Origin of the sequence: Pseudomonas entomophila (assembly GCF_018417595.1) — a bacterium.
Lineage (GTDB): Bacteria > Pseudomonadota > Gammaproteobacteria > Pseudomonadales > Pseudomonadaceae > Aquipseudomonas > Aquipseudomonas entomophila_C.
In genome coordinates this window covers 2766169-2791730 of sequence record NZ_CP070982.1, presented here as the reverse complement: position 1 = coordinate 2791730, position 25562 = coordinate 2766169, and the positions used below count along the sequence as shown (strand labels likewise).

General features: G+C 63.8%; 27 protein-coding genes, 3 pseudogenes and 1 riboswitch. Of the genes and pseudogenes, 7 read left to right on the top strand and 23 right to left on the bottom strand.

Annotated features, from left to right (window positions below; translation table 11 throughout):
• Window positions 1-43 precede the first annotated feature (43 nt).
• The 3 genes from JYG34_RS12480 to JYG34_RS12470 form a co-directional block, all read right to left on the bottom strand.
• Window positions 44-1348 (bottom strand): CitMHS family transporter, encoded by a 1305-nt coding sequence (locus tag JYG34_RS12480; RefSeq protein ID WP_213660959.1) that lies wholly within the window; start codon window positions 1346-1348, stop codon window positions 44-46.
• Window positions 1349-1471: 123 nt separating this feature from the next.
• Window positions 1472-2785: a C4-dicarboxylate transporter DctA gene (dctA, locus tag JYG34_RS12475; protein WP_213660958.1), complete on the bottom strand. Its 1314-nt coding sequence runs from the start codon at window positions 2783-2785 to the stop codon at window positions 1472-1474.
• A 73-nt stretch (window positions 2786-2858) separates the two neighbouring features.
• Window positions 2859-3938 carry a 4-oxalomesaconate tautomerase gene (locus JYG34_RS12470; RefSeq protein ID WP_213660957.1) on the bottom strand — a complete coding sequence of 360 codons (1080 nt, stop codon included), beginning with the start codon at window positions 3936-3938 and terminating at the stop codon, window positions 2859-2861.
• Window positions 3939-4085: 147 nt separating this feature from the next.
• Here JYG34_RS12470 and JYG34_RS12465 point away from each other — a divergent pair, with 147 nt between their 5' ends.
• The gene (locus tag JYG34_RS12465; RefSeq protein WP_085622438.1) at window positions 4086-4979 is read left to right on the top strand and encodes a LysR family transcriptional regulator; all 894 of its coding nucleotides are present in this window, start codon (window positions 4086-4088) and stop codon (window positions 4977-4979) included.
• A gap of 72 nt (window positions 4980-5051) precedes the next feature.
• On the opposite strand, the pseudogene tcuB reads toward JYG34_RS12465, so the two are convergent.
• From tcuB to JYG34_RS12450, 3 genes and pseudogenes are all read right to left on the bottom strand, one after another.
• Window positions 5052-5459 (bottom strand): annotated as a pseudogene (gene tcuB / locus JYG34_RS12460) (tricarballylate utilization protein TcuB); the annotation flags it as partial.
• Between the two features lie 49 nt (window positions 5460-5508).
• Window positions 5509-5712: riboswitch (cobalamin riboswitch) on the bottom strand.
• A gap of 161 nt (window positions 5713-5873) precedes the next feature.
• On the bottom strand, window positions 5874-6131 hold the full coding sequence (locus JYG34_RS12455; RefSeq protein WP_213661166.1) for a hypothetical protein: 258 nt from the start codon (window positions 6129-6131) through the stop codon (window positions 5874-5876).
• A 360-nt stretch (window positions 6132-6491) separates the two neighbouring features.
• Window positions 6492-6845, bottom strand: coding sequence for a c-type cytochrome (locus JYG34_RS12450; protein WP_249746286.1), 354 nt, complete (start codon window positions 6843-6845; stop codon window positions 6492-6494).
• 66 nt (window positions 6846-6911) lie between these two features.
• Between JYG34_RS12450 and JYG34_RS26330 the strand changes: the two are divergent.
• Window positions 6912-7100, top strand: a pseudogene (locus JYG34_RS26330) (helix-turn-helix domain-containing protein); the annotation flags it as partial.
• 208 nt (window positions 7101-7308) lie between these two features.
• Window positions 7309-7863 carry a LysR substrate-binding domain-containing protein gene (locus JYG34_RS26325; protein ID WP_249746285.1) on the top strand — a complete coding sequence of 185 codons (555 nt, stop codon included), beginning with the start codon at window positions 7309-7311 and terminating at the stop codon, window positions 7861-7863.
• A 31-nt stretch (window positions 7864-7894) separates the two neighbouring features.
• Here the strand turns inward: JYG34_RS26325 and JYG34_RS12440 are convergent, their stop codons facing one another.
• Window positions 7895-9292: an SGNH/GDSL hydrolase family protein gene (locus JYG34_RS12440; RefSeq protein ID WP_213660955.1), complete on the bottom strand. Its 1398-nt coding sequence runs from the start codon at window positions 9290-9292 to the stop codon at window positions 7895-7897.
• 200 nt (window positions 9293-9492) lie between these two features.
• Complete coding sequence (locus JYG34_RS12435) at window positions 9493-9915, bottom strand: VOC family protein (RefSeq protein ID WP_213660954.1); 423 nt, start codon at window positions 9913-9915, stop codon at window positions 9493-9495.
• Between the two features lie 235 nt (window positions 9916-10150).
• Between JYG34_RS12435 and JYG34_RS12430 the strand changes: the two genes are divergently transcribed.
• Window positions 10151-10546 carry an ACT domain-containing protein gene (locus JYG34_RS12430; protein ID WP_213660953.1) on the top strand — a complete coding sequence of 132 codons (396 nt, stop codon included), beginning with the start codon at window positions 10151-10153 and terminating at the stop codon, window positions 10544-10546.
• A 48-nt stretch (window positions 10547-10594) separates the two neighbouring features.
• Here JYG34_RS12430 and JYG34_RS12425 read toward each other — a convergent pair whose 3' ends face one another.
• From JYG34_RS12425 to JYG34_RS12415, 3 genes and pseudogenes are all read right to left on the bottom strand, one after another.
• Complete coding sequence (locus tag JYG34_RS12425; protein ID WP_249746267.1) at window positions 10595-12076, bottom strand: AlkA N-terminal domain-containing protein; 1482 nt, start codon at window positions 12074-12076, stop codon at window positions 10595-10597.
• A 219-nt stretch (window positions 12077-12295) separates the two neighbouring features.
• Window positions 12296-13321 (bottom strand): annotated as a pseudogene (locus JYG34_RS12420) (chitinase); the annotation flags it as partial.
• Between the two features lie 37 nt (window positions 13322-13358).
• The gene (locus JYG34_RS12415; RefSeq protein ID WP_213660951.1) at window positions 13359-13994 is read right to left on the bottom strand and encodes a lytic polysaccharide monooxygenase auxiliary activity family 9 protein; all 636 of its coding nucleotides are present in this window, start codon (window positions 13992-13994) and stop codon (window positions 13359-13361) included.
• Window positions 13995-14474: 480 nt separating this feature from the next.
• On the opposite strand from JYG34_RS12415, the gene JYG34_RS12410 reads away from it, so the two are divergent.
• Entirely contained in the window at window positions 14475-15821 is a 1347-nt protein-coding gene (locus JYG34_RS12410) for a glutamine synthetase family protein (RefSeq protein WP_213660950.1), read from the top strand.
• 4 nt (window positions 15822-15825) lie between these two features.
• Here JYG34_RS12410 and JYG34_RS12405 read toward each other — a convergent pair whose 3' ends face one another.
• Entirely contained in the window at window positions 15826-16596 is a 771-nt protein-coding gene (locus tag JYG34_RS12405) for a ribonuclease T2 family protein (protein WP_213660949.1), read from the bottom strand.
• A gap of 199 nt (window positions 16597-16795) precedes the next feature.
• Here JYG34_RS12405 and JYG34_RS12400 point away from each other — a divergent pair, with 199 nt between their 5' ends.
• The gene (locus JYG34_RS12400; protein ID WP_213660948.1) at window positions 16796-16969 is read left to right on the top strand and encodes a DUF2986 domain-containing protein; all 174 of its coding nucleotides are present in this window, start codon (window positions 16796-16798) and stop codon (window positions 16967-16969) included.
• A gap of 27 nt (window positions 16970-16996) precedes the next feature.
• Window positions 16997-17458 carry a VOC family protein gene (locus JYG34_RS12395; RefSeq protein ID WP_213660947.1) on the top strand — a complete coding sequence of 154 codons (462 nt, stop codon included), beginning with the start codon at window positions 16997-16999 and terminating at the stop codon, window positions 17456-17458.
• Window positions 17459-17461: 3 nt separating this feature from the next.
• Here JYG34_RS12395 and JYG34_RS12390 read toward each other — a convergent pair whose 3' ends face one another.
• From JYG34_RS12390 to JYG34_RS12340, 11 genes are all read right to left on the bottom strand, one after another.
• Entirely contained in the window at window positions 17462-18283 is an 822-nt protein-coding gene (locus JYG34_RS12390) for a MipA/OmpV family protein (protein WP_213660946.1), read from the bottom strand.
• Between the two features lie 168 nt (window positions 18284-18451).
• The gene (locus tag JYG34_RS12385; RefSeq protein WP_213660945.1) at window positions 18452-19252 is read right to left on the bottom strand and encodes an enoyl-CoA hydratase/isomerase family protein; all 801 of its coding nucleotides are present in this window, start codon (window positions 19250-19252) and stop codon (window positions 18452-18454) included.
• A 10-nt stretch (window positions 19253-19262) separates the two neighbouring features.
• Window positions 19263-19967, bottom strand: a complete 705-nt coding sequence (locus JYG34_RS12380; RefSeq protein WP_213660944.1) for an NAD(P)H-dependent oxidoreductase — start codon at window positions 19965-19967, stop codon at window positions 19263-19265.
• A complete protein-coding gene (locus JYG34_RS12375) occupies window positions 19964-20479 on the bottom strand; it encodes a hypothetical protein (RefSeq protein WP_213660943.1) in 516 nt (171 codons plus the stop codon). Before JYG34_RS12375 ends, JYG34_RS12380 begins: the two co-directional genes overlap by 4 nt.
• Before the next feature lie 127 nt (window positions 20480-20606).
• Window positions 20607-21227, bottom strand: a complete 621-nt coding sequence (locus tag JYG34_RS12370) for a c-type cytochrome (RefSeq protein WP_249746266.1) — start codon at window positions 21225-21227, stop codon at window positions 20607-20609.
• Window positions 21224-21652 (bottom strand): hypothetical protein, encoded by a 429-nt coding sequence (locus tag JYG34_RS12365; RefSeq protein ID WP_213660942.1) that lies wholly within the window; start codon window positions 21650-21652, stop codon window positions 21224-21226. Before JYG34_RS12365 ends, JYG34_RS12370 begins: the two co-directional genes overlap by 4 nt.
• 3 nt (window positions 21653-21655) lie before the next feature.
• Window positions 21656-22180, bottom strand: coding sequence for a methylamine dehydrogenase light chain (locus tag JYG34_RS12360; protein WP_213660941.1), 525 nt, complete (start codon window positions 22178-22180; stop codon window positions 21656-21658).
• On the bottom strand, window positions 22177-22779 hold the full coding sequence (gene mauD, locus JYG34_RS12355) for a methylamine dehydrogenase accessory protein MauD (protein ID WP_213660940.1): 603 nt from the start codon (window positions 22777-22779) through the stop codon (window positions 22177-22179). Before mauD ends, JYG34_RS12360 begins: the two co-directional genes overlap by 4 nt.
• Window positions 22776-23330: a MauE/DoxX family redox-associated membrane protein gene (locus JYG34_RS12350; RefSeq protein ID WP_213660939.1), complete on the bottom strand. Its 555-nt coding sequence runs from the start codon at window positions 23328-23330 to the stop codon at window positions 22776-22778. Before JYG34_RS12350 ends, mauD begins: the two co-directional genes overlap by 4 nt.
• Entirely contained in the window at window positions 23324-24544 is a 1221-nt protein-coding gene (locus tag JYG34_RS12345) for an amine dehydrogenase large subunit (protein WP_249746265.1), read from the bottom strand. Before JYG34_RS12345 ends, JYG34_RS12350 begins: the two co-directional genes overlap by 7 nt.
• A 37-nt stretch (window positions 24545-24581) precedes the next feature.
• Window positions 24582-25559, bottom strand: coding sequence for a WD40/YVTN/BNR-like repeat-containing protein (locus JYG34_RS12340; protein ID WP_213660938.1), 978 nt, complete (start codon window positions 25557-25559; stop codon window positions 24582-24584).
• Window positions 25560-25562: the final 3 nt, after the last annotated feature.

Below are 25562 nucleotides of genomic sequence, written 5' to 3'. Positions count from 1 at the left end.
TTGTTCTTGGATGAGGTTGGGCGGCAACGGTGCCCTGGACAGATCAGACGAAGAAGGACAAGGCACCCGTGACCAAGGCCAGTGCGGTGATGACCAGCGATGTCAGCACCGCCCATTTCACGGTGGCCTTCTGGAAGTCGCCGATGTCGCGATCGACCATGCCCACCAGCAGCAAGGTCGAGGCTACCAGCGGGCTCATCAGATGCACTGGCTGCCCAAGCACCGAGGCGCGGGCGATTTCAACCGGGTGGATGCCGTAGGCGGCCGCAGCGTTGGCAAGGATCGGCACCACGCCAAAGTAGTAGGCGTCGTTGGACAGTACAAAGGTCAGTGGCATGCTGGTCAGCGCCACCACCAGCGGGAACCAGTGGCTCCACGCCTCGGGAATCCAGTCGACCAGGGTCTGCGCCAGCGCATCGACCATCTTGGTGCCCGAGAAGATCCCCGCGAAGATGCCTGCGGCAAATACCAGCAGCACCACGGTCATCGCGTTGCCCGAGTGGGCGAGAATGCGCTCTTTCTGCAGCTCCAACTGCGGGTAGTTGATCATCAGCGCCGCGACGAAACCGATCATGAACAACAGTGCGGAGTGCATGACGCCCATCACCAGAGCCGTCATGACGGCAATCACCAGCACCAGGTTCACATACGCCAGGCGGGGGCGCTTGTGCGGGTTGTCGCCGAGGATTTCCTTGATGTAGCAGTTACCGCCCCCCGACTCCAGGGCGATGTTGCCGATACGTCGACGCTCGGCACGGCCCAGCAGGAAGGCGGTGAACACCACCCATGCCGCACCGCCGATCACGGTCGGCAGCATCGGGATGAAATACTCGGTCGCATCCAGCCCGAGCGCGGCAATGGCCCGGGTCGCCGGCCCGCCCCAGGGGCTCATGCCACTCATGATGCTCAGCGACAGCATGGACACCGTTGCCAGGATCATCGGGTTCATGCCGATGCGCTTGTACAGTGGCAGCATGGCTGCGCAGGTAATCATGTAGGTGGTGGTGCCGTCACCGTCGAGCGCCACCAGCAACGACAGCAGCGCGGTACCGATGGCGATCTTGACCGGGTCGCCATTGACGCGCTTGAGGATCTTGCGGATCAGCGGGTCGAACAGTCCGGCATCGATCATCAGGCCGAAGAACAGGATGGCGAACAGCAACAGCGCTGCCGAGGGCGCCACCATTTTCAAGCCATCGAGCATCATCTTGCCCAGTTCGGGGGCGAAGCCGCCGATCACTGCGAAGACAATGGGTACCACGGTGAGCGCAACGATTGGCGACAGGCGTTTGCTCATGATCAGGTAGGTGAAGGTCACCACCATGATCAGGCCCAGGAGTGCGAGCATGGTCTTATCTCTTGTTTTTATTCTGTTGCGGCCATCGGCAAGGCAGACGGCCCCCTACCCCACTCGGCATCGCCGGGATGCTGAGTGGGATTCTAAGTCAACGATGGGAAGTGGAAGTGGCTTTCAGCCGTGATGCCGAGGCTCGGCAGACCATTCGGCCGGTACCGCGCCCGCCTCGGCGGGTGCAACCGCAATGCCGTTCAGCCGGCGCAACATGGTTTCACGGTCACAGGCATTTTCCGACAGCGAAATGACCACGGTGGCCACGGCGTTGCTGGCCAGGCTGGTCAGGGCACGCGCCTCGGACATGAAGCGATCGATGCCGATCAGCAAGGCAAGCCCTGCCAACGGGATGTCGTGAATGACGGTCAAAGTCGAGGCCAGCGCAACGAAGCCACTACCGGTCACACCCGCTGCGCCTTTTGACGACAACAGCATGATCGCCAGCATGGTCACCGTCTGACCGAGGCTCAGATCGATGTTGCAGGCTTGAGCGATGAACACCGCCGCCAGCGACAGGTAGATGGCAGTACCGTCGAGGTTGAAGGAATAGCCGGTTGGTAGCACCAGCCCGACCACACCCTTCTTGCAGCCCAGCTTCTCCAGTTTTTCCAGCATGCGTGGCAGCACAGGCTCGGTGGACGAGGTACCGAGCACCACCAGAAACTCCTCGCGGAAATAGCGCAGCAGCTTCCACAGGCTGAAACCGTGGGCACGGCAGATGCCGCCGAGCACCACCAGCACGAAAAACGCACAGGCGATGTAGAGCGTACCCACCAGCTTGGCCAATGCACCCAGGGACGTCACGCCGTACTGCCCGACGGTGAAGGCCAGCGCACCGAAGGCGCCGACCGGGGCGAAACGCATCAGGTAGCCAAAGATGCGAAACACCATGGTTGAAGCCGATTCCAGCACATCGAGTACCGGCTTGCCCTTCTCGCCCATGGACGACAGGGCAAAACCGCTGAGCACCGCGATGAACAGCACCGGCAACACTTCACCCTTGTTGAACGCACCGATGAACGTGTCGGGAATGATATGCATGAAGAAGTCGACAACACCGAGCTTCGCCGCAGACGCGGCGTACTGGCCAAGCCCCTCGGTGCTGAGCGTGGCCGGGTCGATGTTCATGCCGACCCCAGGGCGGAACAGGTATACCGCTGCCAGGCCGATCATCAGACTGACCACGGTCAGCACCAGGAACAGCAGCAGGGTCTTGCTCATCAAACGCCCGAGGGAGCGCTTGTCGGTCATGCCGGCGATACCGGTGACGATGGTGCAGAAGACCACCGGCGCGATCATCATCTTGATCAGCTTGATGAACGCGTCACCCAGCGGTTTGAGCGCAACGGCCTGTTGCGCCCAGAAGTGACCGACCACCACACCCAGCAGGACGGCGCAGAGGATCTGGAAGTACAGCGATTTGGCAAGTCTCATGAGGCATCACCCATTATTGAAATTGTGCGGATGCGCTAGTTGCGAATGTACAGATCTGGCTACCGCTCTGGGCCTACCCCGCCAACCTGCGGAATGTAGGGGCGTAAACGAAGCCTGAGAACAGCCGCCGGGCCGTTCGCACCACCGAGGCCTGAATCGTCTTGCCATCGGCACCGCTGCGTGACAGCGCAACATCGATACCGCCACTTGGGTGTTCCAGGCGAACCTCGGCCAGTTGCTCGGCGCCCTCGCCCAGCAGCTCGCCGATGACGGTGCCTGGGCTGACGCAGGCAGTCGCCAGCCCTATCGCTCCGGTGATGGCCAGGGCGCGGTGGCAGTTGTGCGGCATGAAATAGCGAACCTGCAACGTGCCGTCATAGCGGGGCTTGGACACCAGCACCGGTTTCGGGATGACCATACCGCGGACGTCGCCTAGGCCCATGGCCTTGCCGGCCTTCAGGCGCAACGCCTCGAGGCGCTCGAGCAGACCGACGTTGGCATCGAGTTCGGCCGGGCTTTCCGAGCCGCTGACACCCAGCTGGCTGGCTTCTACCACCATCATCGGCATGGCCATGTCGATGCAGGTGACCGCTACGCCATCGATCACATCCTTGGCCTTGCCAGTGGGGAACAGCTTGCCGGTCTTGCTGCCGACCGCATCAAGGAAGGTCAGGTGCACCGGAGCGGCAGTGCCCGGTACGCCATCGATCGCCGTACGGCCTTCGTAGCGAACGATACCGCCGGGGGTTTCCACCAGCGAGTTGACGAAAGTACCGGTGTTAAGGTTGCGAATACGCACCAGAGTCTTGCCGTCCTGGCCCTTGACCAGGCCTTGCTCGATGGCGAAAGGGCCAACGGCGCACAACATGTTGCCGCAGTTGGGCGCGGTATCGACCCGGCGCTGGGCGACCATCACCTGTACGAACAGGTAGTCGACATCGGCGTCGGCATGCAGCGAGGGGCTGACAATCGCTACCTTGCTGGTCTGCGGGCTACCGCCACCGATGCCGTCGATTTCCAGTTCATGCCCGGAGCCCATCAGGTTGATCAGCAATTCGTCGCGTTCGACCACATTGGCAGGAAGGTCCCATGCATGGAAAAAGGGGCCCTTGGAGGTGCCACCGCGCATGAGTACGCAAGGAATTCGTTGCATGATTTCGCACTCTTGTTGATCAATGGACATCATTGATGCTGTGAGCACAAGACTGACAGGGATGGATAAATCAATCCAATGCAAATATCGTAGCTATTATTCCGATAAATGCATCAATAAAGAACCAGGACCAAAGAGCGATCCGAGATGGAATACGAGCTGCAAGACATACGATCTTTCGTGAAAATCGCCGAACTCGGCAGCTTCCATGAAGCTGCAGAAGCGTTGCACCTGTCGCAGCCCGCCCTGAGCCGGCGAATCAAAAAGCTCGAGGAAGGCTTGGGCACTTCGCTGCTGGAACGCACTACCCGTCGCGTCAGCCTTACCAGCGTCGGGCGTGACTTCCTGCCCAAGGCCAGGCGCCTGCTGGATGACTTCGAGGACTCGATCCTGAGCATTCGCGAACTCGCCGAACGACAGACCGGCCAGGTCACCCTCGCCTGCATCCCGACCGCGGCGTTCTACTTCCTGCCTTCGGTAATCCGCGACTACAACGAGCAATACCCGAAGATCCGCATTCGTCTGCTGGACCTCAGCGCCAACGACGGGCTCGAAGCCGTGCTGCGGGGCGAGGCTGATTTCGGCATCAACATGATGAGCGGCCAGCACCCGGACATCGAGTTCGTCTCCCTGGTACAGGAGCATTTCGTGCTGGCCTGCCGCAGGGACCACAAGCTGGCGAACCGTGACGCCGTCACCTGGACAGAACTGGCCGACTACCGCCTGATCGGCGTAGGCCGACTGAGCGGCAACCGGATGCTGCTGGACCATGCCCTGTCCGGGCTCAACCTGCGGCCCAAGTGGTTCTATGAGGTTCAGCACCTGTCCACCTCGCTGGGCATGGTCGAGGCCGGGCTGGGCGTGTCGGCCATGCCCAGCCTGGCCATGCCCAACGCCGACCACCCGACGCTGGTCAGCGTGCCGCTGATCGAGCCCCAGGTCACCCGCACCCTGGGGTTGGTCTATCGCAGAGGGGCGTCGCTGTCGCCAGCAGCGGAGAAGTTCGTGTCGATCCTGCTGGACAAGTGGCCCAACCGGTAAGCGAAACGCCTTGCGTTTCGCCCGATGCGGCACAGGGGAAAAACCGGCTACGTCCATGGTTCACTCCCCGAACACTGCCCCTTTGGCCCGTTGCGCCAGCGCCTCGGCAGGCGAGACCGAACGCCAGAAACGACGAACCGCCACCGCCAGGGCCACACCAGCTCCGACAAAGACACTACCGAATATCAGCACCAGGGTGTTGTGCGGGAAGACCGCATAGAAATTACCCGCCAGCCGACCGGGTAGCAGCATGCCATTGGCCCACAACGCCAGCACCAGAAACAGCGACAAGGCCACTGCCAAGGCCACTGCCAAGGCACTGGCGACATAGGTGCCGTTGTTCCGATACAGCCGCCCGAAAAGGGTTGGCCAGGCGTACTCGGCGTAGGTCTGCCCGCGCACCTTGGCCATCGCCTGGGGCACGTTGACAGCGAATTCGTGGGGCTGCGCGTACTGACGGGCGTGCAGGCAAGCACCGCAGGCATCGAGCATGGGCCCAGACCGACCCATGCCCGCCCACCGCAGGATTCTCGCCAAAAGATTCCAGGCCGGTCTCCGGGCTCGCGAGGCTGGATGCCCTCGCCTTCCCATGGCCAATTGGCCACAGTGGTCTGTTCGAGGGCATCACGCGCATACCGTTGCGGGGCAGCACCGGACTGGCGCGAAGCGCGTACCGGTTTCCCGTTTCACCCCAGGCGCGGCGGCTTGGGACACCTGAAACTGGGCGGCATGTGAACATTCGGTGCAGTGTGCGTCAAGGTGGTGAACCCGACCCGGCACACCGAGATACCTGTAGGAGCGGCTTCAGCCGCGATCACCAGTTACGCTGGTGCCAGGTACCGCGGTGTCTGCATCGCGGCTGAAGCCGCTCCTACAAGGGCCTGCGCAGGCCAGTCAGTGCCGCGTGTAGGATGGCGGCCGGGTGCTCATCTGTAGCTGAGCCAGTGCCGACTCCAGCAACGTGCGGGTGGCATCGAGTTCGTGCATCACCGTCAGCATCACCAGCGTGGCAGGCGATTTGGGCAGGTGAGTCAGCGATTGATGCGTCACCGCCAGCGCGCACATGACGTACTCAGTGGCGTGGACCAAGGGGTCTTCAAGGAAGTTAGGGGATTCGGTGGAAGGCGGTGGATCCGGGACGATCTTCAACATGACTTCATACTCGACGTTCATGAATGATCAACCGGGCACCCGATCACCTGCAGGGAGATGGGTGGCGGCTACGTGCGGGTCTGCAAGTCCGGGGAACATCGAGCACTAACCCGGCCAGCACGAAGGCCAACCGCACGCAGCCACCATTGAGCACAACCACTGACAAACGCCAGCGACTCAGAAAGTGAGCACAGATCGATGTTCAGACGGGATTGCAGGCCCGGTCGTTGATTTGGCAACGCCCCGGCGAGACTAGCCGTCACTTCGATAGCGCAAAAGTGCTCAAAGCATGCTTGGGAAACGCCCTGCGCGAAATGGGGAAAGTCTGATTAATCCATGTAGGACCTCATCCCCAGCTAGTCATTTCCTCGAAATCACCCCACTCATGTACTCATGCAGGTCGCGAAAATCCTTGACGCTCCAGGCATGCGGCGGAATCTTCACCCCATTCTCCTGCAGCGTTTTCGGAATCAGGTTGCCATTTGGGCGGAGGATGACCGAGGACACGATAACGCCTGGATAGTCGTTCAAGCGCTTCTTGAATGCAACGCTGGTCAGGTCCGGCGTTGGCGGGTTGCTCTTTTTTGCCAACGGCCCCGTCCCCTTGATATCCGCGCCATGGCACACGGCACACCGCTGCACGAAGAGGTATTTCCCGTTGGTGTTTTCCGCCAACGATAGCGGCACTTGCAGCAGTGACAAGAACCCCAGCATCGCGATACGTGAAACCACCACCCGACCGCGCCATCCATAAGTGCCGCGGCTGTCATCCCTTTCGACATGTTGCTACCCTGCCCCGACGCATCGGACAGAATCGAGCACATGCTGGAAGCACTACGACGGATCGACCTCAACCTCCTGCTGACCCTCCACGCGCTGTTGCTGGAGCGGCACGTGACCCGTGCGTCGGTGCGCCTGCATAAAAGCCAGCCCGCCGTCAGCCATGCCCTGGCTCAACTTCGCCTGCACTTCGACGACCCCTTGCTGATACGCCGTGACGGCCAGTTGGTGCTGACCGCCCGCGCGCAAAGCTTGCTGGGGCCGCTCGAGCAGTCCCTGAGGCATCTCAATGATCTGCTGGGGGCATCCGCTTTCGACCCGGGCCAATCCCAGGCGCGCTTGCGCTTGTCACTTTCCGACTACGCTGCGCGCCGTGTGCTGCCCAAGCTGGTTCGTCATGTTCGCCGCGTCGCACCGGGGGGTGGACCTGGCGGTCAGCCAGGCCAGCCGGGAGACCATGATGGCCCAGCTGGCGGATGGCGAGCTCGATGTGGCGCTGGGCATTTTCCCGGAATACCCCCAAGGCGTGCGGGTGCAGGAGCTGTTCCCCGAACACTTCGTCAGCCTCGCCGATGAAAGCGCCCTGCCGGCGTGCGGCTGCCTGTCGCTCGAGGAGTGGTTGGAGCGTCCGCACGTCATGCTCGCCCTGCGCCCCGATGCCAACGACGAAATCGAGCGCGTGCTGGCGCAAATGGGGGTACGGCGCAGGATCGCCGTGGCGCTGCCGCACTGGAGCGCTGCCATCGAACTCATCGCCGGCACCGACCTGATCCTGACGGTGGCGAGCTGGGCGGTGCGGGGCCTCGACCGCTACCCGACGCTGCGCACCTTCGATGCCCCGCTGGACCTGCCGGTGCTGTCGTACCAACAGGCCTGGCATTCGCGCAAGGACGCAGACCCGGCGAACCGCTGGATCAGGGACGCGATCCTGGCATGCAGCCAGGGCACTTGACGGTCGGATCAGGTACTGAACTGAGCCTCGACTACTTCGTGAAAAGCTTGGCCAGCTGTTTGATGGCCTGGCTGAAATGCGTATGGTCTCTCAGCCGGTCTGGCGAATCGGTGGAGAACCAATTGGCGTCGTTGAATGGCCTGAGCACATCGACATAGTTCAGGAGCGCATCCAGCTCCAATGGGTAGTTGCTGAGCAACCGATCCTGGTCGAACGCATGCTGCATGATTGCATCCCGGTCATGGGGCAAGTTGAGCTCGGTCATGACCCGGCAGGCGAGATCGGCATATCCCGCACCGCTGGGATGCATGCCATCGATGCTCAGGTAGCCGCCGGCCTTGAGGCGTTTCCCCTGCGGGGCCGCGAAGTCCAGCTCGCCGTCCAGGTAGCGATTATCAATGAACTGGCTGGCATTTACCCTGACACGCGCCGTCTCATTCAACCGATTTTTATAGTCGATTTCATCAAATGCCTGGTAGGTATCCACAAACACCAGGCGGTGTGCCGTTTGCGTGGCGTTCGCGGCTTCGATAAACAGGTCTCGTATTCTTGAGTTGACCTCACGGACTTGTGCGTCGGCCTGGACAACGACACTGCGGTCAATCTTCAACGATGTCGGCAGCAAACGGACACGGTAGGCCTCGGAGTAGCCATCTTCACGCAGGTCGGATACAGGCTGCAACGCGGCAACCGCGCTGACCTTGGGCAGCAGCACGATCACGACGCGCTCGACCGACGCTGGAAGCCTGGCAATCCGTTCAGCCACCTCTTGCCACTGCTGGAAGTAGTTCCTGCCGTTGTGCTCGCCCTGGGTGATCGATTGGTTTTTCCCCAGGAAGCCAAACTTGAAAAGCCCGTGGTTGTGCCCGGAGTGCACCACCAACATTTCCGGTTGCCGCCGTTCGACCCAGTCCAGCGGGGAGAAGTCATCGAAATCGGCGACCTTCTGTGGGTTCAATACATATTGCCCATTGATAGCGATATGCAGGTCGGAGAAATGGTCGAGCTGTGCCGCGAGATCTGTTCTCAGGTGCGCCTGTACCTGCCTGAAGAAAGTGTTCCATGAACCGCTGTACATATGGTGAACCTCGCTCCCGGCAATGGCGAGGTTGTCGAAGGATTGATGCAGGGAGTTGGGGGTGGCCGCCACCCAGAGGTTCAGGTTGTCCAGGATGCGATCCGGCAAACCGACCAGGGAAAGTGCGGAGGGCGCAACGAGGATCGGGTTCAGTCGCCTGATTTCCTGTTCGAGATCGAACAGGACTTCCCATGGATGATCAGGCGGAACAAAGTCCCAGCCTTGCGCAGCGGCAAGCCGCGCCGGCCAGGACTGGGCACAGAGCGAGGCCCTGACGGTCAGGCTTCTGCAGCCCTGGGGCAGTGAGTCCCCCACCACCATCAGCTTTGGGTTGACTCTGGCGATGTTCATGACGCTTTGTCCTCACAGTGGCTAAAGCAGGTAATGCTTCATAAGGGACACTGCGCGGACTTCCCTTTGTTCAATCCAGCCTTTCGATCAAGGCATTTGTCGGCGACGCTGTTGTCATCGGCAGCCGAACCGAGGCCTCCCTGCCAGCGTTGCAGAATCAGTGTAGCCGCGAGGGTGGCGACAGGGCACCTGACGTTCGATCAGGCACCGACGACCTCTGCCGGCCCCTTGAGCTCGACTTGATTGCCATCAGGATCGAAACAATAGAGCGACAAGCCCACACCCTCTGCCCCGTATCGGCTGGCGGCTTTCTCCACCTCGATGCCGTGCCCTTGCAGATGGGCAATGATCGCCTGCTCGTCGAACGGCTCCACGCGCAGACAGAAGTGATCGACGTTGCGCCGCTCCTTCCCGGGTGCCCCACCGCCCTTGGCGCCCAACGGGCCTTCGATATCCACCAGGTCGATCATCGAACCACCCGCCGCCAGGTGGATCATGGCGAGCGCTTCATTGTGCCTGCTGATCGAGCAACCCAGTACCTGGGTATAGAAATCCACGCTGCGCTGCATGTCCTGCACGCGCAGCACGATGTGGTCGATTTGCTGGATAGTGAAAACCGTCACCTTGTCACCTCCTGAACTTCGGTGATGTATTCCGATGGGGATGAGCAGCTTGCTCCATCCAGGTTTCGAATGAAAATCGACATTCCGTACATGGGATATTCGCCAATCGAATGGCATTGCATCCTGGGCTGGCCGATGCTTCATGAATCGCTCTAATACCCTGTCTGCAAAGCTAATTTCAATCTCACCTGGTGAACACCCTAGACTGCCCGCTCACTCCCACAGGATCCCCGCGATGAACGGCGAAACCTCGCTTGAAAAACTGCTCCAGTCCATGAAGCCCGAACTCAACGACGGCGAATATGTGTTCGTCACCGGCATTGACCCAATGACGCTGCCAGACGTGGAGGTTGTCGGAAGTTTCAAGGAACGCGAAGGATGGACCGTGATTCTGCAGCGAAGCAGCGCCGATGCGCTGAAGCTGCCCTACAGCTACGTGTGTGCCTGGATCACCCTGACCGTCCACTCCTCGCTGGAGGCCGTGGGGCTGACCGCGGCGTTTGCCACTGCGCTGGGCAAGGCCGGCATCAGCTGCAATGTGATGGCCGCCTATTACCATGACCATATCTTCGTCGGCGTGAATGACGCCCAGAACGCCATGGCGGTGTTGAACGCGCTCTCACGCCAATGAGTAATCGCCCCTGCACATGACACACATGTTTGTGGATCGCTTCGCAGGTCATCGTGTTGTGTCCGCCAACCCCAACCAGGCACGCAACACCCCATAGCCACGCCAGGGCCGCCAGCCCTGCGCCGCTTGCGTGGCGGCGCTGGCACTGCTCACGCCCAGGGCTTTTTGCAGGGCCACATCGCCGGCCGGGAAAGCATCGGGCCAGCGCAGTGCGCGCATCGCGATGTACTGGGCCGTCCAGTCGCCGATACCGGGCAATGCCCGCAACTGGGCGCACGTCGCGGCAACATCCACACCGGGGCTCAAGACGAGGCCCCCCTCCTCCACAGCCTCGGCCAAGGCCTTGAGCGCGGATTGGCGCTGGCGGGTGATGCCCAACCGGCCAAGTGCGTCGCCACTGGCCGCCGTCAGGGCGGCAGGTGTCGGGAACAGGCGGTCCAGGCCTGGGATGGGTGTCTCGATGGTTGCGCCGAATGCGGCGGCCAGGCGCGCGCCCAACGTGCGCGCGGCGGCCACGCTGATCTGCTGCCCGAGCACGGCGCGCACCGCCAGTTCGAAACCGTCCACCGCCCCGGGCACACGCACGCCCTCGCCCAATGGAAACGTGGCGCGCAAGGCGCTGTGAATGGCGAGCGGATCGGCATCCAGGTCAAAGGCGGCGCGTACACGGTTGATCAGCGTGGGCAGCATGATCGCCAGTGACTCGCTGATCGTGACCAGCACCTGGGCATGCGCCTCGTCGAAGTGTACCCGCAGCCAGCCGCTGTATTCGTGCTTGTCTTTGACCAGGCGCAGGGTGCGCGAGTACTGCAACCCCTCTACGCATTCCACACCGGGTATGGCGCGCAGGCGCAGGAAGCCCAGCATGGCTTCCACGTCATAAGGTGGGCGCCAGCCCAGGCGCACGCTGACACCCTGCCCGCCCGGCGAGTCCTTGGCCCGGCGCAGCGCACTCGGGTTCAGGCCATAGTGCTGGGAAAACGCATCGTTGAAACGACGCACACTGCCAAAGCCGCTGGCCAAGGCCACCTGGGTCATCGGCAGTTGCGTGTCGGCGATCAATTGCTTGGCCGCCAGCAACCGTCGTGTCTGGAGGTACTGGAGGGGCGAAACACCGAAGTGCGTCTCGAAGATGCGCCGCAGGTGTCGGTCGCTCACGCCCAGATGGTTGGCGATGGCGACCATCGAACCCGTCCCCGTCACACCCTGCAAGGCTTCCGGCTCGTCCATCAGCCGCGCCGCCTGCAGCGCCAGGATGCGCGACGCGTCCTCGGTGCTCCACGCGGCCGCGCGCGGCGCCAGCTCCGGCCGACAACGCAGGCAGGGCCTGAAGCCTGCCGCTTCGGCCTGGGCGGCATGGCGGTAGAAACGGATGTTCTCGCGCCGGGGCGTCTTCACCCGGCACACCGGCCGGCAATAGATACCCGTGCTGGTCACGGCGGTGAAGAAGGTACCGTCGAAACGGGCATCGTGCGCCTTCACGGCCAGGTAGCAGGCGTCGCTTTCGGGGGGATCGATGATATTTGGCATGGAGGACATCCTATGCCTTGGGCAGGGATGAGGCTCGCCATTTTCGGACATCTGGTCTGCCGCTTCGATACCTCGGCGAGTCACGGCAAAAATCCGATGCCTTGCGGCATCGGATTCCGGGTGATTGGCCTCGACAATCAAATCCGTGGCACATCCGGCACGTCTGCCGGATGTCGCCTTGATCGCGTGTTACTCAGCCGTCTGCGCTTGCAGCTCATCTTGCGTGGCGGCGGCCTGGTTGCTGCCGCTGGTCAACGGCCCGTAACGACGGCTGAACTCCTGGTTGTAGGGCACATGGTTCTTGTTCACGCCACTGTCCCAGTTGACCGACCAGGTCATCAGGCCCTTGATCGAAATGCCCTTGGCGTAAAGCCGCTTGAACGCATTGGACACGGCCGTCGGGTTGATCACGTAGCCGGTGGCCGCGGCATCAACGTTGGCCGGCAGGCCGATGACGAACTTGTCGGCCGGGATCTTGGTGAAACCGCGGGTGCCACTGACCAGGCTTTCGGTCATGTAGTAGAGGAAGTCCTCTTTCATCGCGTCGTTGTTCTGGGCGATCCACGCGCCCCGCCCGTTGTTGGCCTCCTCGACCCAGAGCCCATCGCCGCCCTGGTTGTAGAACTGCGGCGCGATGAAGTCGTAATAGCCTTCCAGCGCCTTGAGGTAGGGCACGTAGCGGCCGGCGGCGGTCAGGTAGGGGAACTCCGGCGCCATGCTGATGATGAAGTGCTTGCCTTCGGCGGCGTAGTGGTCCTTGACCAGTTTCAGCGCGGCGGGCAGGACGGTCTTGTTGGCAGCGAAGTCAATCGCGCTCTGTTCAAGGTCGATGTCCAGCCCATCGAAGCCGTAGGTTTCCACCAGGCGGATGATCTCATTGGCCAGTGGCTGTTCGTGGCCCGGGTTCAGCGCGATATGCGCATCGGCGCCGCCCAAGGACATCAGCACTGCCCTGCCCTGGCTGTTCAGCACGCCCACCTGGCGACGGAACTCGGCGTCGGACAGGTTGTAGGGCTTGAAGGTGGGAATACCGCTGCCCTTCATGAAGGCCACGGCCACCACGTTGTAGTCCCGTGGCACATCCTCCAGGCTCATGTTGGCGAACTGCCCGCGCTGGTAGCCATCGGCGGGGCCAGCGGGCCAGTTGTGCCAGTAGCCCATGAGGATCTTCTTGCCGGCCAGGCTCGGCATCTTCGAGGCGGCATCCTCCGCCGTTTTCAGTTGGGTGAAGTCAAACGTAGACATGTTCTAATCCTTCAGAACGTGTGGAATATCCGCCGGCTTACTGGAAGTCGACGTCGAAGGCTTGATAGAAGGCGTTGCCGGTGTTGGCCACGATCCACATCAGCACGATCACATGACGGCCCTTCTTGTTCGAAGGCAGCTTCACTTCGTGATCGATCTTGGCCTTCAACTCGCCGGCGTGGCTGTAGTACGGCACCTGCGGGTAGAAGTCCTCGGCGAACGGCTTGGCTTCCAGCTGGGCGCGGGTGATGCGCTGTTTCGGGTCCCAGCCGTCCTTGGTGATCAGCCAGCGGTAGCCACGGGTGGTGTGCGGCGCGGTGTACACCCAGTTCACCTTGAACACCTGGCCTGGGTCGACGTTGAGCAGCGGCCAGGTGAACGCGCGGTTGAGCTTCTTGCTCATTTCCTCGTCGGTGAAGTTTACGCAGTCACGGGCATCGGCCTTGCCACCGCTGAGGATGTAGCCGTCGGCGGGTGGCGCGACGCTTGGGTTGTCGGTCTCGAACGGCGCGGGGAACGGACCGGCGACCAGGGCCGGGAAGTTCTTGCCGCCTTCCATCTCGTTGACCTGCCAGCCACCGAGCAGGCCGAGGTCGATGGCGACGGCACCGCGGGAGGCCGGGGACATGACGCGGCCGTGGCGAAGTGGGGATTGCGATTGTGGTTGGTTCATCGTTGTAGCTCCATTTAGTTTGAGAACTCTCCGTTTCCAGCGGAGAGGCCTTCAAACTAACCGAGCTGGATTTTCTGTCCACGGGGCCATTTTTCGTTCCAGGGAATGCGGGAACAGGAAAATCCCGCAAATACTGGATGAATATACAGTGCACCCATGATTTTCTTACTCGACCTGAAGTCGAAGTCCTACACGGACAGGCGGCGCTTATCCGTTGGTTCCATACCCTGAGAGTGCCTATCCAGAGCGCTTTATCGAGAATTTACGAAAGCAGGCGGGAAATCGACGGCAACTTGATACGCGAATCCATACCCTGTTGACGCCCCCTGTAGGAGCCGGCTTGCCGGCGAACCAGATAACGCGGTGGCTGGCACCGGCACAGCCGGTGTTCGCCGGCAAGCCGGCTCCTGCAGAAGCACCCGCAAAGGCGTCCATCGCCTTGTGCGCCACACGGATGATTCATAAAACGCCGAGACTTGTATGAACCCCCTTGAACGCCAGCTCAAGCAACAGGGCATCACCGAAGTCGAATGCATGATCAGCGACTTCACCGGCATCGCCCGCGGCAAGATCGCTGCCACCGCCAGGTTCCTCGAGGAAGGCGGCATGCGCCTGCCGGAAAGCGTGCTGCTGCAGACGGTGACCGGCGACTTCGTCGACGACACGGTCTTCTATGCGCTGCTGGATGAGGCCGGTGTCGACATGTTCTGCCGCCCGGCCGCGCAGGCTGTCTACGTATTGCCCTGGCTGGCGGAACCGACCGCCATGGTCATCCACGACACCTTCGACCGCTTCGGCAGGCCCATCGAACTGTCACCGCGCAATGTGCTCAAGCGTGTGCTCGGCCTGTACGCCGACAAGGGCTGGAAACCGGTCGTTGCGCCGGAGCTCGAGTTCTACCTGACCCGGCGCAGCCACGACCCCGACCTGCCCCTGGAGGCCCCTGACGGCCGCTCAGGCCGGGCCGAGCGCGGTCGCCAGAGTTACTCCATCGACGCGGCCAACGAATTCGCCCCCCTGTTCGAGGACCTCTACCTCTGGTGCGAAGCCCAAGGCCTGGACCTCGACACCCTGATCCACGAAGGCGGCCCCGCGCAGATGGAGATCAACTTCCGCCATGGCGACCCACTGCGCCTGGCCGACCAGCTCATCGTGTTCAAGCGCTCGCTGCATGAGGCCGCAATCCGGCACGGTGTCGGCGCGACGTTCATGGCCAAACCAATTGCCCATGAGCCCGGCAGCGCGATGCATATCCACCAGAGCGTGCTGGACATGGCCACTGGCAGCAACCTCTTCGCCGGGGCGGACGGCGCCATGAGCGAACGCTTCCTGCACTATATCGGCGGCCTGCAACGCCACTTGCCGAACGTGCTGCCGCTGTTCGCGCCCAACGTGAATTCCTTCCGCCGTTTTTTGCCGGACAGCTGCGCCCCGGTGAACGTCGAATGGGGTACCGAGAACCGTACCGTCGGCCTGCGCGTACCGGCCTGCGAACCGGCGGCGATGCGCGTGGAAAACCGCCTGCCCGGCGCCGACGCCAACCCTTACCTGGCGCTGGCCGCCAGCCTGCTGTGCGGTTACCTCGGCATGCTCGAACAGGTCAACCCAAGCGCTCCCGTGCACGGCCGCGCCTACGACCACAACGGCCTGCGCCTGCCGCAAACGCTCGAGGAGGCACTGGCCCGAATGGAGCATTGCGAGGCACTGCGGGAATACCTCGGAGCGCGCTTCGTGCAAGGTTATGTTGCGGTGAAGCGCACCGAGCACAGGCATTACCGGCAAGTGATCAGCGCCTGGGAGCGCGAATATCTGCAACTCAGTGTCTGAACGCTCACTGATAAGGCGACCGGACCTTGATCTGCTGGTTGTCGGGGGTACCGCCTGCCGGGCATGGCATGGGCGCGAGCTGCTTGTCGAGGCAGACCCAGAGCTCCTTCAAGCGGTTGCCCGAGCCCACCGAAACCCGCAGGCTCTGCGCGGGCAGCGCCGGGTTGCGCGACAGGAAGGCCTGCTTGATCGTGCTGACCTTGGTCTCCACCAGCTGGTTCGGGCCAGGGTCGCTGCCCAGCATTTCTTGCGTGGTGGGGCGGCGCAGCGTGTCGTACACCCGCTGGATATCGGCGAAATAGCGATCGGGGGACGACCAGCCACACGTGCCGTGGGCCTGCCATTCGTTCTGCATCAGGTCAGCGCCCGGCATCATGCACAGGTGCTGCTTGACCAACGAGGCAGGCAGCGAGCCGACGCTCTGGCAGTTGCGCGGATGGTCGCGGTCGGACCGGGCGTAGCCGTTCTGCGGCCACAGGCCATGCACTACCCATTCGAAGCGATTGCCGGAGAAGCACTGGAAGGCGTGTTTCTCACGTTGCGCCTTGGGTTTGTTGCGCTGGGCCTCGCAGTGCTCCGGCGACCAGGACAGCACCAGGGCCAGGTAGTCCGTGGGCAGGTCCTTGTTGACATAGTCCACCGGGCGCGCGGGCGCGGGCTCCACGGTGTCGGGCAAAGCGCAGACTTCCTCGGCGGTGGCTTGGCTGGCAAACGCTGCCAGTGCCCCCCAAAGCAGCGCCCGCATCCAGGCCGAACGCAATGATTGGCTTCCCATGATCAACTCCTTGTCTGGTTCGATGCGCTCCATGCGCGGGTGTGCTGAGTGCCAGCCAGGCGATGGTGTGCCTCGAATGTGACGATTCGTCAGTGACGGGTCGGTTGGTGCTGGCCAGCCAGCGGCCAAGGCGAAGTATAATCGCGCGCTCCGCCGCCCTCGGGTAGAGTCTTCACCCGCCTCTTTTCGATCACAGAACATGAACCGTCGCAAAAAGATCAACCAGCTGTTGAAAGCCCACGCCAAGAAGGCCAGCGCCAAGCTGGCGCCGAAAAACCGCAACACCTACATTTCCAAGGCCGACCGGGCGAAGCTGGCTGCCGAGGCCAGTCAACAGGCCGAGCCGACCCCTGACACACCGGCGCAGCCCTGAGCGCAGCCGCAGCTGGAGAGCAATGCGATGGACCTGAAGTTCAGCCATGTCGATGTGCTGGTCACCGACCTCGAGGCCGCCTGTGGTTACTACGCCCAGGTGCTGGGCGCACGAATCTCCAGGACACTGGTGTGGGAGCGCGGCGGCTTGCACGTGCGCTACGCGATCGCCCTTATCGGCGAGGAACGCTTCATGCTGGTCCAGCCGTTGGCAGGCAACCTGAAGGACCTGCTGGACACGCATGGCGAAGGCATGATCTACCGCCACTGCTATTGCACGCCAGACATCGAGCAGGCCTATGACCAGCTGGTGGCCAACGGCGTGCAGCCCGAGGACGAGAACGGCAACCCGCTGGCCCGCGAGCACCTGCAGTCGCCTGCCGGTGCGCGGATCATCTGGCTGCCGAAACGCTTCGGGCATTTCTCGATCGAGATCCTCGAGGCGCAGGCGCTCGAGGCCTTCATCGAAGAGGCGTTCCGCGCAGCGTAATTATCAGAACGCGTACTGCACACCGAAGGTCGACGTCACCGGCGTGTCCTGGCGAATGATCGGGCTCTTGCGCACCTGGTCGGTGTAGTGCATGACATTCACGCTGGCGATGGTCGACCAGTGCTGGTCGAACTGGTGCATCCACGCCAGTTCGCTGGAGTAGGCGTAGATGCCCTGGTCCGCCTTGTAGCGCTCGAACACGGTGTTCTCGCTTTGCTGGGCGGTGACGCCGAAGTAGGTCTGGTTGTACTTCGCCTGCCCCGCATGGCCGTTCAGGCTCAAGGTGACGGTGTCCCGGTCGCCCTGGTGCAGCGTGCTCAGCAGCCCGAACTGATAGCGGTCGCCACGCTTGTAGCCACCGGTGCGCAATTCAGCCTCGGCGGTGACCGCCAGCCACGGCAGGAGCTGCTGCGACAGGTTGATGTCGACCACCGTCGCGCCGCCCACCGCGCCCATGCCCTTGAGCCTGTCCGAGCCATTGCGGTACTTGCTGTCGCCGTCGGCGCGGCCAAAGTCATAGCCGAGCGCGGCACTGGCGCTGAAGCCATTGTCGGACTGATACTGCACGCCCACCCCCGACAGGCTGTCGGCGAAGAAGATGCCGCGCTGGACGGTGACCGACGGCAGCAAGTGGCCTTGGCTGCCCTTGGCGCCGAAGTAGCGCGGCGCGGTGTGCAGGGCGAAGCCTGCGGTTACCTTGGTTTCGTCACCCCAGATACTGTCCAGCGCGCTCTTTTCATTCGCGCTGGCCTGGGTCGATGCCAGGATCGCATTGAGGGCGAACGAGGCGCCGAGGACTTTCCTGATGGACTTCGATTCGAACATGTTCATGACTCGCTAGTGTGTATGGGGAACATGCTAGCGAGGCACATTCAACGTTCCTTTCAGGGTTTATCAAGTTTCTGTCAAGACAGAAGAATTGCTCCTGTAGGAGCCAGCTTGCTGGCGAAGAGCGTTGCACCGTGTATGCCTGGTTCGCCAGCAAGCTGGCTCCTACGTCAGGCGCGAGGATCTGCCAAAGGACGCCGAGCGGCGTTGACAGAAGGCCTCCACCCCTTCAGCGAAGTCGTCGCTGCCACTCAAGTGCACGAACAACGCACGCTCCCTGTCCAGCGCGGTGGCCAGGTCGCAATCCAGGCTACTGCGCAACAAGCGCTTGGCCCCCCCATGCGCGGCAGCGGCACCGCCCGCCAGGCGCTTGGCCATCGCCATGCCCGAAGCCTGCAAGGCTTCGCGGGGCACCACTTCGACCACCAACCCCAGCGCCTGGGCCTCACGAGCGGGCAGTGGCCGGTTGAGCAACGCCAGGGCCAATGCCCGGTGCAACCCTAGGTGACGGGGCAGGTGCCAACTGCCGCCACCATCCGGGGTTATACCAATGGCGCCATAGGCGTATACGAGGCTGGCGTCCTCCGCGGCAATCAGCAGGTCGCAGCCCAGCGCCAGGGATAGCCCGAAACCGGCAACGGCGCCGTTGAGCAGGCCCAGCACAGGGCAAGGCAGCGCGGTAAGCCCCAGGACCGCCTCGTTCACTGCACCGACCAGTTGCGCGACGGCTTGCGTGCGGGCGTCCTGCGGCACTTCGCGCAACTGGCGGAAATACTGAACGTCTCCACCCACCGAGAAGTGCTCGCCGCTGCTGCGCAACACCACTACCTTGGGTGGCTCCGCCACCAGGCTGCGGACACAGTCACGCAGGGCGGCGGCCATGGGCAGGTCGAAACTGTTGCGACGCACGGGGTGATCCAGCGTCAGGTAGGCGATACCTGCGCAACGCTCGATATGAACAGGCATGGTCAACTTCTCAGTCCCCTTTGGGCCGCAGATTGGCATCAAAATCATCCAGCGACGGAAACACCAGCGGCGCCCGCTCATCGAGCGTCAGCAGGTGTTGGCGGTATTGCGCCAAATACTGCAGGCGCGCCTCTTCGCTGATATAGGGCACATGAAACGCCACGAACGGCGGCAACACCGAGAGCCCGACATAACCCAGCACACCGCGCTGGATCGGCCGCAGCAACGTGTCGAGTTCGCCATGCACCGCATCCGGCCCGAACATGTGCGCCTGCCCGCCCAGGGAGAAACTCAGCATCGCCCGCTTGCCCTTGAGCCCGCCACGGTCGTAGATGCGCGTGCCGCCATAGCAGTAGCCCGAAACGAACACCCGGTCGATCCAGCCCTTGAGGATGGCAGGCATGCTGAACCAGTAGATCGGGAAGTTGAGGATGATCAGGTCGGCCCAGCGAATCTTGTCCAGCTCGGCGACGATGTCGGCAGCCAGGGTGCCGTTGTTGACGGCGTGGCGCTGCTCCAGGGCATAGACCAGGTAATCGTCGTTGGCACGCTGCTGGAAGTCCTCGGCGCTGGCGACCGGGTTGAAGCCCATGGCGTGCAGGTCCGAAACCTGCACGGTATGGCCCTGGCCCTCCAGCACCTCCACCGCCAGCCGGGCCATGGCACTGTTGAAGGATTGCGGTTCGTTGTGCGCGTGGACGATCAGGACGTTCATTTCGACTCCATCGTTTCAGGGGTGAATGCCAGCAGCTTGACGCCGTTGTACTTGAGGAAGAACGCGTCGGCCTGGCGCGCCACATCGCGGTAACGTCCCGTGAGGGCCAGGTGCATCATGTCCAGCTGCAGCTGCTCCTGGTCGATCATGTAGTCCAGGAAGCGCTGCGCATCGCCGGGGCCGATCTTGCGCAGGCCGTGCAGCCAGGCCATGTACTTGACGGTCTCGCGATAGACGACGCGTAGCAGCAGGCCTTGCAGGGGCCGGGGGACCGAGGCCAGCAGCCAGGACTTGAAGCGGGTCAGCACGCCGGGCGTGGTGTCCAGCCCCCAGAGATCGGCTGCGGCCTGGTAGCGCGGCTGGTTGAAGGTTTCGAGGTCGGCGTAGGTTTTCCAGAACGGGTGCGCCTGCTCGCCTTGCAGGCGCGAGGCCATGCGCCGGACGGCGGCCAGGGCGAAGGCGCGGTTGGCCAGTTCGTGGCGAAAGCCCTTGAGAAACTTGGGGGATGGCATGGAGGGGTCACTTCTCCTCAAATTGTAGGAGCGGCTTCAGCCGCGATGCGGGTATCGCGGTGCCGGGCACCCGCTTTGCGGGTGATCGCGGCTGAAGCCGCTCCTACAGAGATTGTTGGTTCGCAGGTCATGGGTTGGCGATGTAGTCGAGCAACACCCGCCGCTGTTCATCGTCATGCAGCTGCAGGGCAATGCCGCGCATCCAGATCGCCAGCTCGCTACCGTGCTGCTCGCTGCCCCGGGTTCCGTCGCTGAAGGCCAACAGCTGGCGGTCGAGATAAGCCCGGTCGAGCATCCGCAGGTTCGGTGTCTTCAAATGCGCGAATCCCTGCCCCTGTGGCCCGTGGCAGGCGGCACAGGTGCCCTGGTAGAGCGCCTGGCCCGGCGCGCCGGGCACTGGCGGTGCAACGGCTACGCCCTCGAGTTCGGCGAAATAGCGCGCCAGCGATTCCTGATCCCCCTCTTGCACCGTCGCGGCAATCGCCCGCATTTGCACGCCATGGCTATCCCTCGGGTCATACCCCCGGCGCCCGGCCTTGAAATCGCGCAGCTGCGTGAGCAGGTACTCGGCCTGCTGCCCGGCCAGGCGCGGTGCGCCCAGCGCCGGATTGCCCTGGCCTTGGGCACCATGGCAGGCGACACAGGCGGCAGCCTGGGCGGGCGCGGTTTCGGCGTGGGCCATGAAGGTACTGGCAAGGGCCAGCAGGCCGGCGCAAAGGCGTGGCGTCATCGGTTGAAGTGCTCTCATTGTTGTTCTCGTTGGGCGATGCGTTGCAGCAGCCGCTTGCGCGTGGCCTCGACATCGGCGGGCACAGCCCCGCGCCACTGCCGCACTTCGGCGCCGCTGTAGGGTTTGAAATCGGTGGGCAGGTGGTCGGCGTCGAAACGCGCCAGCATCCAGTTGAGCACCCCCGCCAGGGCATCATCCGACAGCCCGGACAAGGCCGAGCCCGGCACCTGCACCAGGTACTCGCGCCCACCCGGCACCCCGAGGAACTTGCCCAGTTGCCCGGGAAACGCCGGCACGCTGCGCCCCGGGTTGCCGCTGCCATCGGGCAGGTGGCAGCCCTGGCAGTTGAGCATGTAGTCGAACTGGCGCGGCTCGGTGGCCAGGGCGCTGCCGGCCAATGCCAGCAGGGCCAGGGTGAGCGCGCACGACAGGCGGCCGGCCATGCCCTACTCCTTGACCCCGATCACCACCGACAGCGAACAGTGGTAGGGCATGTCCGCCTGGCTGCCGGAGCACCAGTTCAGGTCGTTGGAGCTTTGCGGGCGATACAGCGGCGTGTCGCCCTGGTCGCGCTGGCACACGCAGCGGCCGCAGTTGCTCTTGCCGCAGCAGTCGTTGTACGAGATCACGTAGTCCTTGCCATCGGTGGGGTTGCGGCAGGTGCCGATCCAGGTGATGTCCGAGCGCACGGTGCCCGGCGGGCAACTGCTGGAGGTGCCGCCGCAGCAACCGCAGAGGAAGCCGTCGATGGCGCAGTGGCGCCAGTATTCGCAGCTGTTCGGATCGCCCTCTTCCCGCAATCCGGCACTGGACTGGGCAAAGGCGCCGCCCCGGAACACCGGCAGCAGCGTGGTCGCCCCGGCGCCGACCAGCAAGGTGCCCAGGCCGCCCAGGAACCCCCGGCGCGAGGTGCCACGGGCGACGCGACGGGTCAGCACTTGGGTGGCTTCGTCGAACCAGCGGATCGTCATGGCTGCAGCCCCTGTTGCGCGGCGTTGTATGCCTGGACGGTGGCATGCCCCAGGCGTCGTGCTTCCAGCAGGCTTTCGAGGTGCTCACGGGTATTGACCAGGCCGTGGCTGGCAACGGTGCCGTGCTCGTCGATCAGCACGCCGTAGGGCAGCTTGCTGATCTGGTAGGCCAGGCCCACCTCCCGCGACAGCAGGTAGGGGAACGCCTGCAAGCCGTGGGCGGCGATGAAGGCTAGGTGCTCATCCGCTTCGCCATCGCTGGCCAGCACGACCCTCAGCCGCTCCTGGCGGCGCAGCGCATCGAGCACCGGCAGCAGTGTCTTGCACACCGGGCACGTCTCGGAGAGGAAGAACAGCAAGGTGCCCTGCCCTTGCCCGTTGGCGCCGCCGAGGCTGACCGAGCCTCCGGTCAGGCTGGGCAGCGTGAACGCAGGCGCCACCTCCCCGGCCTTGATCGCCTTGCCCAGGGACAACGCTCCCACCGGCTGGATGCGTTCGTGGAGCAGCCCGACCTGGCGCGCCAGGGCCCACACGGCAAGGGTCAGCATCAGGATGATCGCCCAGGACAGCAGGCTGGAAATGATCAGTGCGTAAGTCATGGCCGTTGCCTCGGGCGTGCACGGTTGGAGATCAGCTGGTTGGCCAGCAGGTACAGGGCGGCGATGCTGACGAAGGCGAACACCAGGGTGCAGCCGTCGAGCCAGGTCAGCGGGCGTTCGCTCATCGGCATAAGCAGGTTGCCGGCGGCCAGCGCCAGCAGCAGGTTGCGCCAGACCAGCGCCCGGGACGGCGGCTGGCGGCGACCGCCGAAGTGGCAGCCGCAGTCTTCCAGGGCGCTGCCCTCGCCCGCCGCCGCCGCCAGCACGCCGGCATACAGCACCAGCAACGCCACGGCGGGCAGCGCCGCCAACGGCCACCACAGGCTCAGCAGCAACCCGGCGCAGGCCAGCACGTCCAGCACCGGCAACAGGTGCGGCCACACGGGCGCCGCGCACCAGCGGCCCAGCACCTGGGCGTAGCGTTGCAGCACAGCGGCGAACGCCTGGGGCTCGTGCAGCTTGTGCAGCGCGGCAGCGCCCAGCAGCAGGGTCAGCCCACCGACACTGGCGACATGCACCAGCGGGTCATGCAACAGTTCGACGGTCACCATGGCATCACCACGTTGAGGAAGCCCAAAGGGATATCGCCGACACTGCGCAGGTGCTCGCCGCTGTCGGCGTCGTACAGGTTCACGCCCTGGCGCAGCAGCGGCGTCAACCCGGCCTCGCCTTCGGTGAGGTAGACCCACAGGGTGAACAGGCTCGGCATCGGCACCACCCAGTCCAGGCTGTACAGCCGTGGCCGGTCGCCCTGGCTGACGCCGATGGCGGTGCTCTGCCCCTCGAGCGGCAGGCGCGCCACCCGCTGTTGCGTGGCCACGTCGTACACCCACACCTCGGTGCCGGGCTTCTGGTAGTTCTCCGGCACATCCTTGTGCATCAGCACGTACAGCCGCCCACTTTGCTGGTGCAGGGCCACGCCGTGGTTGCCGGCGATGCCCCAGCCATCGGCGCGCTCCTGGTCGCTGACCAGCGACCACTGCTTGATCGGCCGCACCCCGTCGGCGCCCATGCCCAGGGCGTAGGCGCGGTTGTGCTGGGAGACAAAGTACCAGGTGTCGCCATCGCGCACGCCGGTGGTCAGCAGCAGGTCCTGCAACGGGTCGAATGCCGGCGGGGTGCGTGCCTGCAACGCCACGTGCCCTTGCTCATCCAGGCGCAGGTGGAAGAACCCGCCATTGCCGCAGATGGCGTAGAAGTCGCGGGGGCCGGCCGGGTAGATCGATGCGCACCCCGGGATCGGCACCTCGGTGACGAAGCGGTTTTGCTCCAGGTCCACCACCGAGATCGACTGCGCCGGGGTGAAGTTGAGCACCAGCAGGAAGCGCTCGTCGTCGGACAGCACGCTGAGGCCGGTGGAGATCAGCGCGGTCATGCGCTTGGCCGGGATCGGGATCTCGCGCTTGGGGCTCAGGGTCCTGGCGTCGTACACCGTGACCACGTCGCTGCGCTGGCCACGCACGCCCCGGCTGAAGTAGATCTCGGTGGCGTAGAGCTCGTCGCGGCTGCGCGCCAGTTGCAGGCCATTGGACCAGATGCCGGTGCTCAGCTGGCCGAGGTTGCGGCCCTGGTCGTCGAACAGGTAGGCACGGCCGTCGACCATGTTGGGCGCATTGCTGCCCCAGAGCCAGAACCAGTGCTGGTCGCGATGATCGCCGAGCACTTCGACACGGGCCTGCTCCGGCACGAAGCCGGCCAACGTCGGTGAAGCGCCGGCGAGCAACGACAGGCCATACAGCAGATGACGCAAGGAACGCTTGAACATAGGGGCTCCGCAACAGGTGATCGGCCTGGGCTTGAGTCTATCGAGGGGCATTTTCGGTGGATTGGCGCGCGGTGACAGTCGGTTTGGCATCCGGTGCCATGCTGTCAACCACGCCTGCGGCGCCGAGCAGCAACAGATGGCCCGGCTGCGCCGCCAGGGCCGCGAGGTTCTGGCGGTCCTCGCGCTGGGTGGAGGTGAAGTGCGCCACCAATGCATCGGAGACCGCCACCAGGCCGGCGTTGCCCACCAGGGCCACGCGGCCGTCGTCCAGTTGCGCCACGGCGGTGATCGCCTCGCGGCTGCCGCTGTCGAGCACCTGCCAGTGCCGGCCCTGGCTGTCGCCCAGCAATACCCGCCCGCTCATGCCCGCCAGCAGCACCCGACCGTCGCGCAGGCCGGTGCCAGTCCACAGCGAGCCACTGACGCCCGTGTCCAGGGCTTGCCAGGACCCGCCCTGGTCGGTGGAGCGGTAGGCGTGGCCAGCTTCACCAACGATGAACAGGCTGCCGTCGGCGGCCTGGAACACCTGGTTGAAGTGGAAGTCGTCGCCCTCCTCGCCCACCTGCAGCGCCTGCCAGGTGACGCCGCCATCGGCCGTGCGCGCGGCATAACCATAGGCGCCGACCACCACGCCATGGTGGGCATCGGTGAACAGCATCGAGAGCAACACCGGCCTGCCCTCCAGATGCTGTTGCAAGGTCCAGTCCTGGCCGCCATCGACACTGTGCAGCAGCACCCCGCCATGGCCCACGGCCCAACCTTGCTGGCTGTCGATGAAACTCACCGCGGTCAGCAGCCCATCCACCGGCACGCTGCGCGCCTGGCGCCACTGCTGGCCATCGGCGGACAACGCCACCACACCGTGGTCGCCCACCGCAACCAGCCCCTGCCCCGCTTTGGCCACGGCCACCAAAGGAGCCTGGCGCACCTCGTTCAGGGCAATGGCCGGTGCAGCCCAGGCCTGCCCCGCGCACATCAACCCGAGCACCCAGGGCAACACTCGAACAGTCTTCATCCG